Source organism: Paraburkholderia phosphatilytica (assembly GCF_003443895.1).
In the GTDB taxonomy this organism is placed as follows: Bacteria; Pseudomonadota; Gammaproteobacteria; order Burkholderiales; family Burkholderiaceae; genus Paraburkholderia; species Paraburkholderia phosphatilytica.
Genome location: NZ_QQOA01000003.1, coordinates 356,704 through 373,282 on the forward strand (window position 1 = coordinate 356,704; position 16,579 = coordinate 373,282).

Below are 16,579 nucleotides of genomic sequence, written 5' to 3' on the forward strand. Positions count from 1 at the left end.
GCCGGCGCGATCGGGTCGACCCAGATCGCGACGCGATACGCGGACGACTTCGGCGTTATCAGGGCAAACACTGCCCCAACGGCAGCCGCTAGTCGTGGCGCAAGGAAGCCTTGATGAGATGAACCGGCGCTAGTTGGGCCGGTGTTCGAGCGATCTTCGGCAATACCAGGTCGTGGCGACCTTCAGTTTCCCGAACAGGAAGAAGTACAGCTTGATGTATTGCCCCACCAGAATGGCATTCATGAAGGTGCCTTCACGAATGAATTCCGGCTTGCCGAGAAACAGCAAGCCGATCGTTGCGCTGACCACCAGCAGTGTGCAGTCGAACGTCGTCTTGATGTTCCCCCACTTCCAGCCCATGCGGTTGAACAGCGTATTCACGAACATATCGATCGGCATCAGTACGAGATTGGCGCGGATCATCAGAAAGAGGCCGAACGCGAGCAAGGCATCTGCGCAAGCCAGCAGAGCCAGCTTGTGCCAGTACTCATCGATCACGATCGGCCGCGTCAGCATGAGGTTCAGGTCGAGGCACGACGCCAGCACGAACGCCGGAATCAACGAAGCGAACTGCTTCAACCGGAAGTCCTTCCTGAGCACCAGAAACGTCAGGAACAACATGAACAGCTCGAGCATGAAGTTGTATGTGCCCTGGCTTAGAGGCCTGTAGACGAGCGTCATCGTCCGGGTCAGGCTGCTTTGCGGCGAAATGCCGATCCCCGCGCGGATCGCGAGGCTGATGCCCAGCGTCAGAACATAGATGCCGACGATGTAGGTGATCCAGCGCCGTGTCAGGCTGCCGGTGTCGATGACTTCCGCTTCCCTTGCGTGGTGCGCCATTGCTGTCTCCAGGTCTTGCTTCGCGCTTCTTGTATGAGGCGGTAGCCTACCGCGATGATGAGGCACCGCTTGCTGCCGGGAAATCCGGCGTGGTCCGGAGTGTCTCCGCCTGTACAATCCCCGGCTCCGAGAGCCGGCGAGCAGGACGGCACTCGCCGGCGTTCGGGTTCTCCGGTGCCAGGACCGGGATCAGGCCATGAAGCCGAACCGGTCGAGAGAAATGAACAGGGTCAGCAGCTTGTTCACTACCGGTTCGCCTTCGTTGCGGTTGCCGAGTTCCTCCAGCGCCGCATCGATGTCACGGGTTGCCGTGAGCAGGTCGGTCAGGTTCATGTTGGCCATCACGCCGTAGATGTCGAGCGGCAGCACCGCCCTCACCTCCTTGTTCTCCATCACCGCGCAGCCACCGACGTAGCTGTCCACGTGCTGCAGGCAATCGCACATCTCGGTGCTGTCCTGGCCGACCGCGACGAAGTAGGCCTTCGGCGCCGGCCAGAATGTCGCCACCGCGCCGCGATCCACATACACGCCCTTGAACAGCCCGTTGACCACGTGACGCTTGCCGTTCGCGTGGCGCTGCACGACCGAGATCCGGTTCAAACGTGTTCCGCCCAGTTCCGGAACCACCTTGCCGTCCTGCAACGGCACCCAGACCTCCTGGAAGAACTTTTCATGGCCGCGGCCATAGACGTCGAACAGGTAAACCTTGGCCTGCTTGCCATCGGGCGAGACTTCCAGCGGCACGAGGTCCAGTTGATCCGGGCTCAGATCGTCGAGTCCCCGCACCGGCTGTTTCACCATGCCCGAGTAGTCGATATCGGCCTGCTTCAGCAATCTGCGATCTCGAGCGACCAGTTCGCCGTCCTTGAACACGAAGCGCGGATTGATTTTCGACAGGCTGTCGGTCAGCACGATATCGGCGAAGCGTCCCGGCGTCAGCGACCCGAACCGGTTGTCCATCCTGAACGCGCGCGCCGTGTACAGCGTCGCCATCTTGATCGCCTTGATCGGATCGATGCCCATTTCGGCACACAGCGACACGACCCAGTCCATGTGGCCTTTGGTCAGCAGCCGGTCGACCGAAATATTGTCCGCGCACAGCTGGAAGTTCTCGGCGGGCCACTTACGCTTGACGATCGCGCGCAGCATGATCTTGATGACCTCGGCGCTGCCCACGCCGAACTTGATCTGCGTCTGCAGACCGTAGCGCACGCTTTTTTCGATGTCATCTTCCTTCCAGACATCGTGGTTCGCGAATGCGCCGATGGCGGGCATGTAGTTCAGCATCATGTCCGACAGCGTCGTCACGCCCCAGTGGGTATTCATGAAGCCGCCCTTCGCACGGCCCAGCGCGGACTTGCGGAAGTCGTCGTCGTTGCCCACGCTGTAGGTGAGGTGCGCGAGCTCGCCGAGACCAATAACCGGATCCATCTTCAGCAGCGCGTCCGTCACCTCGACTGAGGTCTTCTTGCCGGGCGCGAACGCAAACACCCGATACGGCAGCCGGTCGCGATGTTCGAACAGCTGCTCGGTGGCGCGCACGGCTTCAGGGCCGGCCGCGCTCACGAAGTCGAGGCATTCGGAGAAGATCGTGGTCGTGCCGCACGGCACGATCGCCTCCGCAAATGCCGCCGGATGGGCCAGCTGCGCATCGAAGTGAATGTGCGCGTCAATCAGGCCGGGAATGGCGTACAGGCCCTCGCCGTCGAACACCTGCCGCACCTTGATCGCCGTTTCGTCGGGATTCAAGGCGACGATGCACCTGTCGTAGACGAGGATCGATCCTTGATAGACGGTTTCGCTGTGCACATCGAGGATCTGCAGGTTCTTCAGCAGAAGATCCGCTTCCTTCCTGCCGTTCAGTATTTCGAAAATGGCCCGCACCTGATCGTAGTGGGCGTGAACCTGATCGGGCTGGCCACCTGTCCTGGCGTTTCTCTCGCTAACTTCCTGGTACATGACTGATCTCGCTTTCGTCGAATAGTTAAAGCATGCGGGTTCGCTTCGCGGGTCCGCGGATGCGCCGGTGCAATGGCGTCGCGCGATGCGAACGTTGCGTCAAAGCCGGTCGATGGCCTGTTCGACCGGACCGCTAAGGACCCGATCGCCAGCGAGCGCGACTGATGCAATGAAAACGGAATCGACCGTTTCTAAAAAGCAGTGTTTTTCGAACGGAGCGTGCGCTTTTCGAGTACGATGAGCCGTCCGGGGAGGCGGGCAACCATGCTCCATTCAAGACTGCTGCGCTATATCGACGAGGTCGCACGTTGCGGTTCGATTCGCGCGGCCGGCGAGAAACTGCATGTCGCGCCTTCAGCGATCAACAAGCATCTGCTGTTACTGGAAGAAGAGATCGGCGAGCCGCTGTTCGAACGCCTGCCGCGCGGGCTGCGGCTCACACAGGCAGGGGAAATCCTCGTCGCGCACGTGCGCAGGACCATGTCGGAATACCGGCAGGCGGAAGCGGAGATCCGCAATCTCAAGACGCTGCAGAAGGGTGAAGTGATCATTGCCACCGTGACCGGGCTGGCGAGCGGCGTCGCGTCCACCGCGGCGGCGGACTTTTGCGTTCAACATCCGCACATCAAGATTTCGATCCGCGCGATGTCGGTGCGAGAAATTCTCGACGCGTTGACGAGTGGCGAAGCGGACCTCGGCCTGGGCTTCAATCTGCCGGCGTCGTCGCAACTCGAAATTCTGTGGGAAATGGACACGAGCCTTGGCGCAGTGATCGCGCCACACCACGCGCTGGCGCGCATGGAGTCGATTCCGCTCGCGCATTGCACGGCGTATCCGCTGATCTTCGCGGACCGCTCGATGCTGATCCACGGCATCGTCGCCGACAGTTTCGCGGAAGCCGGGCTCAACGTGGAGCCGGCATTCCGGACCAATTCGATCGAGACGATGAAGCGCCTCGCCGCGGCGACGGAGGCCATCGCCTTTCTCAGCAAGTACGACATCGCGGACGAGTATCGTCACGAGGTGCTGACGTACCGGCAGATTCGCGACCGCGCGTTCGGCCGGAACGCGCTCTCGCTCGTGAGACGCGAAAAACAGGGGCGCGGACTCGCGAGCCTGCTTTTCGCCGAGCAGATCATGAGCGTGCTGGGCGCGATCAGCGGGTAGGACGACATGTCGTTGCGCAACGGCGAAACCGTCAGCGCGTGCGTCGACTTTTAACCGACGCGTGACCGGCATGGTCGCCACGCTGGTCGTCATGTCGTTTTCGTATGTAGTACTACCTGCCCGCATCAAACATCGTTGACGGTCAAACTCTTCTGCATACGGCCCTTTACCTGACGGAAGCGGAAGCGGAAGCGGCAGCGAATGCTTCAAGTCCCTGTCGCTCACCTTCGTCCGGAAGGGCGGTCGATGCGGAAAGCTCACGGACATCGTCTCTCGTCGGTTCTCCGTGCGCCACTATAAAGCCGTAATCTCGCCAGGGAATCCGGACTGCGCCAACTGAAAGTTGGGAGGCGCGCCCGCGATCTGGAGTTTCACAATGACCGTGTTCCCCAGCCCGTTAACAGTCAGCACACTGCCGGCGAGCGCGATCGAGGTGACGTCGGCTTCCACTACGATCCTGTCGGTCTGTTTGAAGCCGCTGATCTTGCCCGCAAACACGCCTGGACTACGCAGCACGAGCTTTGCGTGCTTGCCGTCGAACGAGATGGTCTGCCCAGCCTCGACCGCTTCCAGCGACGCGACACTGTGGGCCTGCAGCGAGAGCGTGCCGTTATCGGTCAACGCACCGAAGCACTGCAGTTCGCCTTTGGTTGCGACGATCATCATGGGGACATCGGGGTTGGCGGCATTGGCTGGATTATCGACGCCGCCGACAAGGATCAGTTTCCCGTTGGCGGTGATCGCTCCGCCGTTGTTGGCGATTCCCTGCGTGGCGATCACGGTTCCGCTCCCCGACAGCGTGCCACCGCCGTTGATGCCCACTGCCAGCGTATCGACCGTTCCGTTCGTCAGCGATAGCGAGCCGTTCACGACGAGCCCGACGCCTGCCGACACGAAGCCATGATCCTCGACCGCCATCGAGCCGATTCCCATGTGCTGGACTTCCAGCTGGTTATCGACGATCAGGCGTGCGTTCCGCCCTTTGACCGTCACGGTGCCAATGCCCTCGGTCGTTACAACGGGGCCGCTCTGTGCCGCCTGTTCGCTTTTCGGTTCCCAGCCAATCGAGAGATTCTCTGCCACAACCAGACCGCCCGCGTCCACGTTCAGCACACCTGTCGAATTGCGGCCGACGATGATCTGACCGCGCGCAATGAGCGCCGCCTGCTGCACCTCGACTACGCCGCTGGACCCCTGATGGTTTCCGATCACCAGACACCACGGGTAGATGAGCGGATCGTCGTTTCCGACGTTCACCACGCCGCCGTCCCTGATCTTCAGCGTGGCTGCGCCGGCCTGTCCCACTGACATCGGCAGATTGCCTCCGTTGACGATCGCCTCGGGTCCTTCAACGACAAGCTTCGACGTCGAGCCGGCGAGTTCGGACATCAGGATCGCGTAGTTATCGGGCGTATGACTACCGGCGATCGCGACCGTCCCGCCGGCGTCGACCTTCATGTTGCCAATCAAAGGCGCCGCGGCACCATCGATACCGACGACGAAGTGAACCATAGGTGTGGTCAGCACTGCGCCCGGAAGCAACGTCAGCTGCTTCGCGTTAACGGGGTTGCCATACGCGGCGGTGAAGTGTCCTGCGAACTTGACCGTCTTCGTCGTGTACAGGATGTTCGGGTTACCCGTTCCCGTGATCGGCACGCCGGCGCCGTCAATCCTCGCCAGATCTTCAGGTCCTGGCGGCGCACCTGCTGAAGGCTGCCAGTTTTGAGCCGTGGAGAAATCGCCTGTGCCGGCACTTCCAGTCCATTCAAAGGCCATGATGATCTCCAATGCGCGCGTAACGCGCCGACGTGCAACCGCACCAATGCGATCAGCCGGTGGTTAGCTTGCATTGTCATCGCGAAGAATTCGACTGAACCATCGAGACAACCTGAAGAAATCGTGAATTGATCGTTATCGCGTGGAGGCGGGAGTGCAGGTGCCAGGCCGTGCCCTGGTTTCATTGCTTCGGGCTCGGATGAATTGCTCTCAAACGGGACCCGGAGATCACGACGCGCTTTGCGAATCTCCGTCGATGGGAAGCAGTTGACCAGAGATCGACCGCCCAGCATCGGATGCGAGAAAGACCGCGAGCGCCGCAATATCGACCGGATCGACGAAACGCTTGATGGACTGGTTGCCGAGCGCCGCAGCTGTTTCCTGTTCGATCGTGCGACCGCTTGCCGACGCGCGTCCCGCCAGAACCTGCTGGATGCGCGGCCCTTCGACGGCGCCGGGCAAGATCGCGTTGACCCGGATACCGAATTCACCGAGCTCGCGCGACAACGTCTTGGTGAAGCCTATGAGGCCCCATTTCGTGGTCGCATAGGGGCTTCGATTCGGATAACCGAATCGTCCGGCAAGCGACGACATGATGAGAATGACGCCCGCTCCCGATCGCTTCAGAAACGGAATGGCTTTCTGCGTCACCGTGAACGTTCCGGTGAGGTTCACGCGAAGCACGGCTTCCCACGCATCGTGGTCCATCTCTTCGACACTGGCAGTCGGTCCGGCGATGCCGGCATTGTTGACCAGCACATCCAGACCGCCAAGCGCGGAAGTGGCATCCGCGAGCATCTGTGCAACCGCTGCGCGATCCGCGACGTCGCATATCGCCGTCCTGATGCCGGGCAACTGCGCCTGCATGTGCGACAGCGCCGTCGCGTCGATATCGCAGACAAAAACGTTCGCGCCGTCCGCGACGAATGCTTCCGCAATGGCGCGCCCGATTCCGCCTGCACCGGCAGTCACCAGCACGCGCTTGCCTTTCGATGTGGTCATGAAAATCCTCGGTTCCGGTCAGGACTGCGTTCGCCGCTCAGTCGCAGGCGGCACGTACGAACGCGGGTACAGGGACAGCCTTCGGGCGTCCGTCGGTCGCCCTGATGCACAATGCGCGTGTCGCCCGGCCTTCGCAGATCAGGGTCTCACCGCGCATGATCCGGTGGCTTTGAATAAAAACCTTGCCTCGCCATTCGTCGACGCGCGTATGTATCGCCAGGCGTTCGCCGTAGGTCGCGGAGGTGACGAAGCGCGTGTGAAACTCCAGCAACGGCGCCCCGATGCAGTCGGGAAGTGCGTCCAGCTCTCGCCAGGGTGGGAGGCCGCACTGTATAAAATAATCGTGCGATGCAGCGTCCATCCAGCGCGAGAAGTTTGGGAAAAAGACAATTCCGGCCGGGTCGCAATCGCCGAATTGAACGTCAACGGAATAGACAGATTCTTTGCTCACGGATCGATGCTCCGGGTTCCAGTGCACACATTGTGCAGGTTCGACTGTCGCCACACTGTCAGCGCTGCGACAGTTCAGGTTCGGTGTGGCACGTATGGCTTCAGGGGAAAGCGATGATCAGACAGACCAAAGTCGAGACTATCGCGCTGTCGATCGACGGACTGCTTGCGCAGTCGCCATGGTTCGACACGCTGGATGAAGCCGCGAGGTCCCGCGTACGCGCCAATGCATCCGAGCGCAGCGTCGCGGCCGGCCAGTCGCTGGGCCATCATGGCGAGCGGCAGCAGATGTGGTTCGGGATGCTCGAGGGCCTCATCAAGTGGTCGATCACAGCGCGCGACGGGCACACCGTCACGCTGGGCGGCCAATCGGTCGGCAGCTGGTTCGGCGAAGGCACGCTGATTCGAAACGCGCCACGCGAATCCGATCTGATCGCACTGCGTGACAGCCGCGTCGCGCAGATTCCGCGCGCAACCTTCACCTGGCTTCGCGAGCATCAGCCTTCATTCAACGAATTTCTGCTGTTGCAGGTGAACGAGCGTCTGCACTGGTTCATGGCGGACGCGGCGGCGCATGGACTGCTCGATACCGACGGTCTCGTTGCCCGGGCACTGGTCGGCATGGTGCAACCGTTGTCCAATCCGAGCGGCGCCGGCCATTTGCCGCTGTCTCAGGAAGAGCTGGCCAACCTCGCAGCGGTCTCGCGTCAAACCTGCAACAAGGCGATGACCCGCTTCAAGAACGCCGGCCTCGTGCGCACCGAATACGGTGGAATCGTGGTGCTGGACTTGCCGGGGCTCACGGCGCTGATCCGGTAGCGTCGCGCAATTTTCCTTCGCGATCGGCAACGGGCGTCCCGGCGATCACCTGGCGTATACGCTGACGCCAACTGTCGCGGCAGCGACAGTCGCGAATGGGGCTGCCCGAAATAATGCGTGTCATACAAGACCCGGAGACACGCAATGAATCGCGCCCGTTCGCTGCCCATCGCAGCCGCGCCTGTCGGAAACCCGTCAGACCGGACGATGGAAGATGCCGTCTTTCGCACCGTCACCTGGCGCGTCATGCCGTTGGTGTTGCTCGCTTATGTCTTCGCGTTTCTCGATCGAATCAACATCGGATATGCGCAGTTGCAGATGAAGCACGATCTTGCTTTCTCCGATGCCGTCTACGGATTCGGTGCGGGCATTTTCTTCGTCACCTATCTGCTGTTCGAGGTGCCGAGCAATCTGCTGCTCGAAAAGATCGGTGCGCGACTGACGTTCCTGCGCATCATGGTGCTCTGGGGTCTCGCATCCGCCGCCACCGCTTTCGTCAAGGCTCCGTGGCAGTTCTACGGCATCCGGCTGCTGCTCGGCGTGTTCGAGGCAGGCTTCTTTCCCGGCATCATCCTGTATCTGACGTATTGGTATCCAAGCCAGCGCCGCGGTCGTGTGACGGGCCTGTTCCTGTTCGGCATGCCGATCACGGGCGTGCTTGGCGGTCCGCTGTCAGGAACCGTCATGAGCGGCATGGAAGGCGTCGGCGGCATGCATGGCTGGCAGTGGCTCTTTCTTGTCGAAGGATTGCCGACCGTCCTGCTTGGACTCCTGCTGTACTGCATGCTTCCGGACAAGCCGGCCCGCGCGCCCTGGCTCACTGATAACGGGAAAGCGCTGGTGCAATCGGTCCTGGATGCCGACCATCGGGGCGACGCGAACGCCGGACATCATGGCAGGCTCGCCGCGGCGCTCGCCGCCCCCAGAACCTACCTGCTCGCCTTCGTCTATTTCTGCTGCGCCTGCGCGGTCTATACGCTGACGTTCTGGCTGCCGACGATGATCAAAGGCCTTGGCATCGCACCGATCGCCACGATCGGCTGGTACACGGCCGTGCCGTATGTCTTTGGCGCGCTCGGCGTCATTGTCGTCAGCCGCAGCTCGGACCGGTTCAAGGAGCGTCGCTGGCACGTCGGGGGAACCTTGACACTCGGCGCCGTTGCTCTCGCGTCGACGTCCTTTCTGCACGCCGAAATCGTTCCGGTGATGACGCTCCTGTGCGTCGCCTCGTTTTTCATTTTCGGTGGCGGCTCACTGTTCTGGTCGATTCCTCCAACCTACCTCGGACGCGATGCGGCGGCCGCCGGCATCGCGGTGATCAGCTCACTCGGCATCCTGGGCGGTTTCGTCAGCCCGACGCTGATCGGCTGGATCAAGGCCGCGACCGGCAGCATTCAACTGGGTCTCTTTGCCTTGACCGCGCTCGTCATTTTCGGCGGCTTGACGATCCTGCTGGGTCTGCCGAAGAGCGCTGTCCGCGTGGGCGCAGACCACGACGCAAGCTCCCGCTAGCCACGCCCCGCGCCATGGTCGATCGTGTGACAGGCGCATTTCTTTTCCGGAGTACACCAGCATGAGCAAGCCCAAAGTCATCGTCACCGTCGCGCCGACGGGCGGTATGGCCAGCAGGAAGATGAACCCTGCCCTGCCGACGCAACCGCAGGAAATCGCCGACGACACCTACCGCTGCTTCAACGCGGGCGCAAGCGTAGTAGCCGTGCATGCGCGGCGCCCCGATGACGAGGCCACCTGCGATCCCGCCATTTACAGCCACATCAACCGGCTGATTCGCGACCGATGCGACATCGTTCTGAACAACTCCACCGGCGGCGGCATCAACGGCGACATGGTGCGCGAGCTCGACAACGGTCTGTGGGAGATTCAATGGGAAGAACGCCTGAAAGGCATGCAGGGCGATGGCGTCGAGATGTGCACGCTCGATGCGCAGACGGTGATCGCGAGCTTCGGTGGCAAGGAAATCCTGGTGGCGACGCCGCCTTCGCGTATCCGCCAGATTGCCGGGATGATGAAGGAGCGCGGCATCAAGCCTGAATGGGAGGTGTTCGGCCTCGCCGATATCGTTCAGGACGTTCAGCGCGCCATCAGCGAGGGCCTCGACGACGCCCCGCACTTCATCAATATCGTGATCGGCGCCAATGCGTTCCAGGGCGCATTGCCCTACACGCCGCGCCTGTTGCAGACCATGGTCGATCACCTGCCCCGCAACACGGTCTTCAACGTGAGCGCCATCGGCGCGGCGCAGTTGCCCGCCGCGATGAATTCGCTGCTGCTGGGCGGGCACGTGCGCGTCGGGCTGGAAGACAACCTGTACTATCGTCACGGCGAGCTGGCCACCAACGTGCAACTGGTCGAGCGGCTTGTGCGCCTGGTTCGCGAAATGGGCTATGAGCCTGCCACCCCGGCCGAGGCACGCGAGATCATCGGGCTGCGACCGTTGCGCGAACCCATCCGCGCGGCCTGCCTGGAAGCGCAGCAATGAACGGGCACGCCGGCAACGTAGCGATCGTCGGCACGGGCGTAATCGGCGCGGGCTGGGCGACGCATTTCCTCGCGCAGGGTTTCGCGGTTGCGGCGACGGACCCAGGAGAGGAAGCCGAATCACGTCTGCGTGAATGGGTCGACAACAGTTGGCCGGCGGTTGAGCGGCTGGGTCTGGCAAATGGCGCTTCGCGGCAAAATCTGACGTTCACGACCGATATTGGCGCCGCGGTCCGGCATGCCGACTTCATCCAGGAGAGCGGCCCCGAACGCATGGACGTCAAGCGTGCGTTGATCGCGGACATGGAATCGGCTGCGAACGCAGACACGATCATCGCGTCGTCGTCGTCGGGGCTATCGGTCAGCGAGATGCAAGCGGGCGCTCGACATCCGGAACGAATCGTCCTCGGACATCCGTTCAATCCTTCCCACATCATTCCGTTGGTGGAAGTTGGCGGCGGTCGCCTGACATCGCCGGAAAGCGTCGCCAGGACGATGGCGTTCTACGCAGCGACCGGCAAGAAGCCCATCAGGATCGACAAGGAAGTCAAAGGCCATATTGCCAACCGGCTCCAGGTAGCGCTTTGGCAGGAAGCCATCAGCCTGGTACGGCAGGGGATCGCGTCGGTTGAGGCCATCGACACAGCCATTGCCTACGGTCCGGGTCTTCGCTGGGCATTGCTCGGACCGTTTCTCAACCTGCATGCTTCCGGAGGTGTTGGCGGCATCGTGCATCTGCTGCAGCATCTAGGGCCTTCACAGCGTGAGTGGGCCAGAGACCTGGGCACCTATCCTGAGAACGACGACTACATCGAGATCATTGCGAAAGGCGTCGATGCGGAACTCATGCCGTACGATTTCCCCGAGATGCTCCGCCAGCGCGATCGATTGCTGATTCAGCTACTGGAGGACAAGCGCAGTCTCGCCCAGATTCCGTAAAGCTGACCAGGATCGGATCGGGCACGACGATTTCGGGTGCCGGCCTTCCGTACAATCAGATCCGCTGGATGGAGCTGTTCGATTTTCATAGTTATCCTAACTGGTCTGGCTGGATGACAAGCTGGTTGGGGAATTCGGAAGGACTGCTGCCGAGTGAATGGCTGCTGCGCGATCTTCCATTCGGGGCCGGCCGTGTCGACGGACGAGACGAACGAACGCTGCCTGATGACACGTCGCCTCGCGTCGCAGGCAGAGACGGGACCACGGTTGCAGCACGCGCGGTTTCGGGTCAATTTCGGGTAAGGGTGCCGGAAATGAACAAGGGGTCACAGATACGAATCTGTGACCCCTTGATTTTCCTGGTCGGGGCGAGAGGATTTGAACCTCCGACCACCTGCACCCCATGCAGGTACGCTACCAGGCTGCGCTACGCCCCGAAAGCACAAAAGTATAACAGACAGTTGATCCGTTTAGAACCGCCGCGGTTCACCGTTTCAGCAGATCGATGACCTTCTGCAGGTCCTTGCGCAGCTGGTCGACGTCGACCGCACTACCTGCTGCACCAGCGGCACCGCTTTTCGGTTTCGCCGCCGCGACCGCTGCCGGTGCCGGCGCCGCTTCGCGCTCGGCTGGTGCGGGCTCGTCGATCACTGCGCCGTGCGAATCGAGCCGGTTACGCGCGCCGTTGATCGTGAAGCCCTGCTCGTACAGCAGCTCGCGAATCCGGCGGATCAGCAGCACCTCGTGATGCTGGTAATAGCGGCGATTGCCCCGGCGCTTGACCGGCCGCAACTGCGTGAACTCCTGCTCCCAATAGCGCAGCACATGTGGCTTCACGCCGCATAGCTCGCTCACCTCACCGATCGTGAAATAACGCTTCGCCGGAATTGGAGGCAAGACGACTTTTTCGATCGTCGCTGTCATCGTCGGTCAGCAGTCGGGTTGATTGCGCAGGGAACAGACGAACCGCGGACGAACCGCGGCAAAAACGCTCAGCGCGAATGATACGCTCAGCGCGTGAAGCTTGCCTCCGCTCCACTTTCGACGAGCGCCTTCAGCTTCTGGCTCGCATGGAACGTGACGACGCGGCGCGCGGCGATCGGAATCGCTTCGCCGGTCTTGGGATTACGGCCGGGACGCTGCGGCTTGTCGCGCAACTGGAAGTTGCCGAAGCCGGACAGCTTCACGCTGTCGCCACTCTCGAGCGCGTCGCGGATCACTTCGAAGAATGCCTCGACCATGTCCTTCGCTTCGCGCTTGTTCAGGCCGACGTTATCGAACAGCAGCTCGGCGAGTTCGGCCTTGGTCAGCGTCGGCGTCTCGGGGGACGTCGCCACGGGCGGTGTCGGAATTTCGCGAATCATGGCGCTACGCTGCGCCGTAAGAAGGGCTTCGAAATCACTCGAGTTCATTTCATTCATATCTGTTAAATGACGCGCCGCCTCAAACGGAGGATGCCGGCGTGCCGTTTAAAGGTGAATCACGGGTTAGCCGCGCAACCGTGCGCCATAGACTCGAGCCAGGCGTTCCACCAGAACCTGGATGGCCTGATCGACCGTCTCGTCCTGAAGGGTTCCGCCAGTATCTTGCAAGGTCACACGGAACGCAAGGCTTTTCTCATGAGGTGCGAGGCTCCCGGAAGTATTTGATTTTGGACGAAATTCGTCGAAAATTGCAACCCTCTGGACGGTCCTGCAGGCGTCGTCCGACAGGGCCTTCTGGAGCTCGTCGAGCAGTGCCTGCGCCTCGATTTTCTGGTCCACGACGACCGCGATATCGCGTCGCACCGGCGGGAATTTCGATACCTCGGTCGGGTTCGGCAATGCGCGGCGAATCAGCGCGTCAGCTTCGATTTCAAACAGGATCGGCGCGTGCGGCAGATCGTATTTCTGCATCCAGCGCGGATGCAGTTCGCCGATCCAGCCCACGGCACGGCCGTCCACTTCGATGCGCGCGCTGCGTCCCGGATGCAGCGCCGGGTGCTCCGCCTTCACGTAGCGCGCCTGTAGTGGCGCGAGCAGCGCGTCGAGATCGCCCTTCACGTCGAAGAAATCGACCGCGCGCGACGCCGCGCCCCACTGCTCGTCGAGCACCGGACCATACGCGAGCGCGCCGACCATCTTCGGTTGTGCGAAGCCTTCGACCGTCAGTTCGCCCGCCTTCACCGCCGCGTCGCGCACGAACACGCGACCCGTCTCGAACACGCGCACGCGGTCCGCGCGACGGTTCAGGTTGAAGCGCAGCACGTTGATCAGGCTGCCGAACAGCGACGTGCGCATCACCGAATACTGGCTCGCGATCGGGTTCACGACGCGCACCGGATCGCTGTTGCCGGCGAAGTCCGCTTCCCACTCGGCATCGACGAAACTGAAGTTGACGGTCTCCGCGTAGTCGCGCGCGGCCAGCTCGTGGCGGATCGTGTGGATCGAGCGCTGCGTCTCGTTCGTCGCGCGCATCTCGCTCGTCGCGACCGGCGGATTCGCAGGAATCTTTTCGAAGCCGTAGATGCGCGCGACTTCCTCGATCAGGTCTTCCTCGATCTCGATGTCGAAGCGGTACGACGGCGGCATCACCGAGAACGTATCGCCGTCGCGGTCGAACGTGAGACCGAGCCGCGTGAAGATCTGCGCGATCTCGTCGGCGGAAATCTTCACGCCGATGATGCGGTTCGCGCGCTCGACGCGCATCTTCACCGGCGCGCGCTTCGGCACGTTGACGGTCTGGTCGTCGATCGGGCCGGCCGAGCCGCCGCAGATGTCGAGGATCAGCTGCGAGATCCGTTCGATGTGCTCAACGGTGGTCGCCCAGTCGACGCCGCGCTCGAAGCGGTGGCCCGCGTCCGTCGAGAAGTTGTAGCGGCGCGAGCGGCCGCGAATGCTGTCGGGCCACCAGAACGCGGCTTCGAGATAGATGTTCTGCGTGTCGAGCGAGACGGCCGTGCTGTCGCCGCCCATGATGCCCGCGAGGCTTTCGAGGTGGTGATCGTCGGCGATCACGCCGACCGTGCCGTCCACTTCCACCGTGTTGCCGTTCAGGAGCTTCAGCGACTCGCCGGGCTGACCCCAGCGCACGTCCATCGCGCCGTGGATCTTGTCGAGATCGAACACGTGAGACGGCCGGCCGAGCTCGAGCATCACGTAGTTCGAAATGTCGACGAGCGCCGAGATGCTGCGCTGTCCCGAACGTTCGAGACGCTGCACCATCCACTGCGGGGACTTCGCGCGCGCGTTCACGCCGCGGATCACGCGGCCCGAGAAGCGGCCGCAGAGATCAGGCGCGGAGATCTTCACCGGCAGCTTTTCATCGAGCGTGACCGCGACCGGCTCGAACACCGGCGACTTCAGCGGTGCGCCGGTGATGGCCGCGGTTTCGCGCGCGACGCCGAACACCGACAGACAGTCGGCCTTGTTCGGCGTCAGCTTGATCTCAAACACCGTGTCGTCGAGCGTGAGCGTCTTGCGGATGTCTTCGCCGATCGGCGTGTCTTCCGGCAGGATCAGGAGGCCGCTGTGATCTTCGGAGAGCTTCAGTTCGCGCGCGGAGCACAGCATGCCCTGGCTCTCGACGCCACGCAGCTTCGACAGCTTGATCCGGAACGGTTCGCCGCCCTCTTCGGCCGGCGGCAGTTCGGCGCCCACCAGCGCGACCGGCACCTTGATGCCGGGCGCCACGTTCGGCGCGCCGCAGACGATGTTGAGCGTCGCACCCGTGCCCGCGTCGACCTGACACACGTTGAGCTTGTCCGCGTCGGGGTGCTTGACGACTTCCAGCACGCGTCCGACGACGATCTTCGACGTGGCCGGCGCGGCGGGACGCAGATCTTCGACTTCGAGGCCCGCCATCGTCAACGCATGCGCGAGCTCGTCGGTGGAGAGCTGCGGATCGACAAACGTTCTCAGCCAGGATTCCGGGAATTGCATGGTTCAGTACGCTCTAAACAGGTTGTGGTCCACGTCGGACCGATGTCTGTGCGTGACCTCCGTCACGCGGGCGCTGCTTGCGGCCGGTCCGGTTTCGGGATGCGCTCGATGCATCGACGGTTCCGGCCGCTCTGTCCGGTCAGGCGAATTGCCGCAAGAATCGCAGATCGTTTTCGAAGAACAGACGCAGATCCTGCACGCCGTAACGCAGCATCGTCAGCCGCTCGAGGCCGCTGCCGAATGCGAAGCCGATATAGCGCTCAGGGTCCAGACCCATGTTGCGGATCACCGTCGGATGCACCTGACCCGAGCCCGAAATCTCGAGCCAGCGGCCTGCGTTCTTGCCGTGCTCGAACATCATGTCGATCTCGGCCGACGGCTCTGTGAACGGGAAATACGACGGACGGAAGCGCACGAGGATGTCGTCGCGCTCGAAGAATTTCTTCAGGAAATCGGTGTAGACGCCCTTCAGGTCCGCGAAGCTGATGTTCTCGTCGATCCACAGGCCTTCGACCTGGTTGAACATCGGCGAGTGGGTCGCATCGCTGTCGACGCGATACGTGCGGCCCGGCGCGATCACCTTGATGGGCGGCTGGTTCATCCGCGCATAGCGGACCTGCATCGGGCTTGTGTGCGTGCGCAGGAGCAGCGGGCGACCTTCGGCATCGTTGCCGTCCACGTAGAAGGTGTCCTGCATCGAACGCGCCGGATGGTTCTCGGGGCTGTTCAGCGACGTGAAGTTGTACCAGTCCGTCTCGATCTCGGGACCGTCGGCCACGTCGAAACCGATCGAGCGGAACACCTGTTCGACGCGCTCCCACGTGCGCATCACCGGGTGCAGGCTGCCGGCGCCGGGGCCGCGGCCAGGCAGCGTGACGTCGATCGCTTCGGCGGCGAGGCGCTGGTTCAGCAGCGCGTCGGCGAGCGCCTGGCGGCGCGCGGTGAGCGCGCCCTCGACCTGCTGCTTCGCGACGTTGATGCGCGCGCCTTCAGTCTTGCGCGCTTCGGGATCGAGCTTGCCCAGTGCTTTCAGGAGCTCGGTCAACGCGCCCGACTTGCCGAGGAAGCGCGCCTTCTCGTTTTCGAGCGTGGTGTTGTCCGCGGCACCGGCGAAGGCCTGCTTTGCGTCGGCGACAATCTGGTCAAGATCCATGGATGCCATATTTCAGCGTCTTTGTGCTTGTGTCAGTGGGTCAGTCGAGATGAAT

Annotated in this window: 14 protein-coding genes and 1 tRNA gene; 5 read left to right on the top strand and 10 right to left on the bottom strand. The window is 62.3% G+C overall.

Going from position 1 to position 16,579, the window contains the following annotated elements; genetic code table 11:
• Nucleotides 1-129: 129 nt before the first annotated feature.
• Nucleotides 130-840, bottom strand: coding sequence for a YczE/YyaS/YitT family protein (locus DVS29_RS05120; protein WP_118179338.1), 711 nt, complete (start codon nt 838-840; stop codon nt 130-132).
• 189 nt (nt 841-1,029) lie between these two features.
• Nucleotides 1,030-2,799: an adenine deaminase C-terminal domain-containing protein gene (locus DVS29_RS05125; RefSeq protein ID WP_118179339.1), complete on the bottom strand. Its 1,770-nt coding sequence runs from the start codon at nt 2,797-2,799 to the stop codon at nt 1,030-1,032.
• 264 nt (nt 2,800-3,063) lie between these two features.
• On the opposite strand from DVS29_RS05125, the gene DVS29_RS05130 reads away from it, so the two are divergent.
• The gene (locus DVS29_RS05130; RefSeq protein WP_118179340.1) at nt 3,064-3,966 is read left to right on the top strand and encodes a LysR family transcriptional regulator; all 903 of its coding nucleotides are present in this window, start codon (nt 3,064-3,066) and stop codon (nt 3,964-3,966) included.
• Nucleotides 3,967-4,260: 294 nt separating this feature from the next.
• Here the strand turns inward: DVS29_RS05130 and DVS29_RS05135 are convergent, their stop codons facing one another.
• The 3 genes from DVS29_RS05135 to DVS29_RS05145 form a co-directional block, all read right to left on the bottom strand.
• Complete coding sequence (locus DVS29_RS05135; protein WP_118179341.1) at nt 4,261-5,742, bottom strand: hypothetical protein; 1,482 nt, start codon at nt 5,740-5,742, stop codon at nt 4,261-4,263.
• 228 nt (nt 5,743-5,970) lie between these two features.
• Complete coding sequence (locus tag DVS29_RS05140) at nt 5,971-6,744, bottom strand: SDR family oxidoreductase (protein WP_118179342.1); 774 nt, start codon at nt 6,742-6,744, stop codon at nt 5,971-5,973.
• 37 nt (nt 6,745-6,781) lie between these two features.
• The gene (locus tag DVS29_RS05145) at nt 6,782-7,195 is read right to left on the bottom strand and encodes an acyl-CoA thioesterase (protein ID WP_118179343.1); all 414 of its coding nucleotides are present in this window, start codon (nt 7,193-7,195) and stop codon (nt 6,782-6,784) included.
• Nucleotides 7,196-7,308: 113 nt separating this feature from the next.
• On the opposite strand from DVS29_RS05145, the gene DVS29_RS05150 reads away from it, so the two are divergent.
• The 4 genes from DVS29_RS05150 (at nt 7,309) to DVS29_RS05165 (ending at nt 11,451) form a co-directional block, all read left to right on the top strand.
• The gene (locus DVS29_RS05150; protein ID WP_118179344.1) at nt 7,309-8,013 is read left to right on the top strand and encodes a Crp/Fnr family transcriptional regulator; all 705 of its coding nucleotides are present in this window, start codon (nt 7,309-7,311) and stop codon (nt 8,011-8,013) included.
• Between the two features lie 144 nt (nt 8,014-8,157).
• Nucleotides 8,158-9,525 carry an MFS transporter gene (locus DVS29_RS05155; RefSeq protein ID WP_118179345.1) on the top strand — a complete coding sequence of 456 codons (1,368 nt, stop codon included), beginning with the start codon at nt 8,158-8,160 and terminating at the stop codon, nt 9,523-9,525.
• A 61-nt stretch (nt 9,526-9,586) separates the two neighbouring features.
• Complete coding sequence (locus DVS29_RS05160) at nt 9,587-10,513, top strand: beta-keto acid cleavage family enzyme (protein ID WP_118179346.1); 927 nt, start codon at nt 9,587-9,589, stop codon at nt 10,511-10,513.
• On the top strand, nt 10,510-11,451 hold the full coding sequence (locus DVS29_RS05165) for a 3-hydroxyacyl-CoA dehydrogenase NAD-binding domain-containing protein (RefSeq protein ID WP_118179347.1): 942 nt from the start codon (nt 10,510-10,512) through the stop codon (nt 11,449-11,451). Before DVS29_RS05160 ends, DVS29_RS05165 begins: the two co-directional genes overlap by 4 nt.
• Before the next feature lie 360 nt (nt 11,452-11,811).
• Here DVS29_RS05165 and DVS29_RS05170 read toward each other — a convergent pair.
• The 5 genes from DVS29_RS05170 to pheS form a co-directional block, all read right to left on the bottom strand.
• A tRNA-Pro gene (locus tag DVS29_RS05170) sits at nt 11,812-11,888 on the bottom strand.
• Between the two features lie 49 nt (nt 11,889-11,937).
• Nucleotides 11,938-12,375, bottom strand: coding sequence for a MerR family transcriptional regulator (locus DVS29_RS05175; RefSeq protein ID WP_118179348.1), 438 nt, complete (start codon nt 12,373-12,375; stop codon nt 11,938-11,940).
• Nucleotides 12,376-12,461: 86 nt separating this feature from the next.
• Complete coding sequence (locus DVS29_RS05180; protein ID WP_118179349.1) at nt 12,462-12,872, bottom strand: integration host factor subunit alpha; 411 nt, start codon at nt 12,870-12,872, stop codon at nt 12,462-12,464.
• Nucleotides 12,873-12,938: 66 nt separating this feature from the next.
• Nucleotides 12,939-15,371: a phenylalanine--tRNA ligase subunit beta gene (gene pheT, locus DVS29_RS05185; protein WP_118179350.1), complete on the bottom strand. Its 2,433-nt coding sequence runs from the start codon at nt 15,369-15,371 to the stop codon at nt 12,939-12,941.
• A gap of 139 nt (nt 15,372-15,510) precedes the next feature.
• Nucleotides 15,511-16,524: a phenylalanine--tRNA ligase subunit alpha gene (gene pheS, locus DVS29_RS05190; protein ID WP_164707845.1), complete on the bottom strand. Its 1,014-nt coding sequence runs from the start codon at nt 16,522-16,524 to the stop codon at nt 15,511-15,513.
• Nucleotides 16,525-16,579 lie beyond the last annotated feature (55 nt).